General features: G+C 65.3%; 1 protein-coding gene and 1 pseudogene. Both read right to left on the bottom strand.

Annotation, left to right across the window (positions count from 1 at the left end; genetic code table 11):
• Positions 1 to 15: 15 nt before the first annotated feature.
• On the bottom strand, positions 16 to 456 hold the full coding sequence (locus RH858_RS16730) for a nucleotidyltransferase domain-containing protein (protein WP_310562511.1): 441 nt from the start codon (positions 454 to 456) through the stop codon (positions 16 to 18).
• A 340-nt stretch (positions 457 to 796) separates the two neighbouring features.
• Positions 797 to 1,049 (bottom strand): annotated as a pseudogene (locus RH858_RS16725) (hypothetical protein); the annotation flags it as partial.

Here is a 1,049-nt window from a genome sequence, read left to right as displayed (position 1 = left end):
TGGGACGACCACCATCTAGATCTCTCCTCTCGCGAGTCGGTCGATGAATTCTCGCCGTTCCCGTTCCCGAGCGGGGGCCGTCTCCTCGTATTCGGCGTCGATCCGCTCCCGGTAGGCGTCGACGTCCCGCTCGTCGCCGGTCAATCGGATCCCCTCCTGGAGGGCGGCGTGGGCGACCGGAAGCGGGAGCGCAGAGACGTCGCTCACGTCCACGAACCCGTCGGCGTACCCCTGGAGATCCGCGTCGATCCGATTTCGCCGGCGGAACCGCTCCTTCGGGGACAGGTCATCGGGGAACCGGAGGGCGATATCGACGTCGGACGATTCGTGGGGAGTGCCCCGGGCCCGTGACCCGAACAGGATCGCAAAGACCACGTCGGCGTCCGCGAGATACTGGCGAATCCTCTCCACGTCCACGCCGTCGACCGTCGCCCCGTCCGCGTTCCCTTCCGCCATACGTCACACTACGCTCCCGGGGGCAAAACGATTTGGTCGGATTCGTCTCTGGCGGCGAACGTCGTGAGGCGTTCCTCGGGTCTGGGACCTCGTCGTCTCCGGAATCCGCTCGGAGCATCGAGGAGATCGAATCGGCACGCTCGTGTATCGGGGTACACAATCCGGGTTCGAACCCGAATCCTCCGGGTCGCACCGTGGCTGTACCCGGTGATGGTCGAAGCACGTAGGTTCCGTAACGACGGCGTCCTCGTGTGCAGTCGCTTCCGGCATAGCCGACAGCCGGCCGTCCGGCACCGAGGTGGGGGTCAGTCTCCCGTGCACGTCCCGGAACCGGGCCGAATCAGGCGGGTGCCTGACCCGTGTCCGGCGCGTCGAGGGAAACCTCGACGTCGATTTCGTCGAAGCGAACGATCGGTCGTTTCGCCCGGCCGTCCGTTTCGAACTCGACGACGTTGAGCGCCTCGAGTTCGGTCAAGTTACGGTGTACTTCCTTGAAGTCTCGGTCGACGACGTCGGCAGCTTCGCGCATGCTTTCGGGTTCGTGTTCCCGGATCGCCCGCAACAGTTGGAGGTTTGCGGGGCTCAGCAACCGA

The sequence above is a fragment of the Halalkaliarchaeum sp. AArc-GB genome (assembly GCF_031432225.1).
In the GTDB taxonomy this organism is placed as follows: Archaea; Halobacteriota; Halobacteria; order Halobacteriales; family Haloferacaceae; genus Halalkaliarchaeum.
Note: the sequence above shows the minus strand (reverse complement) of the source record. Positions and strands in the feature narration are given on the sequence as shown.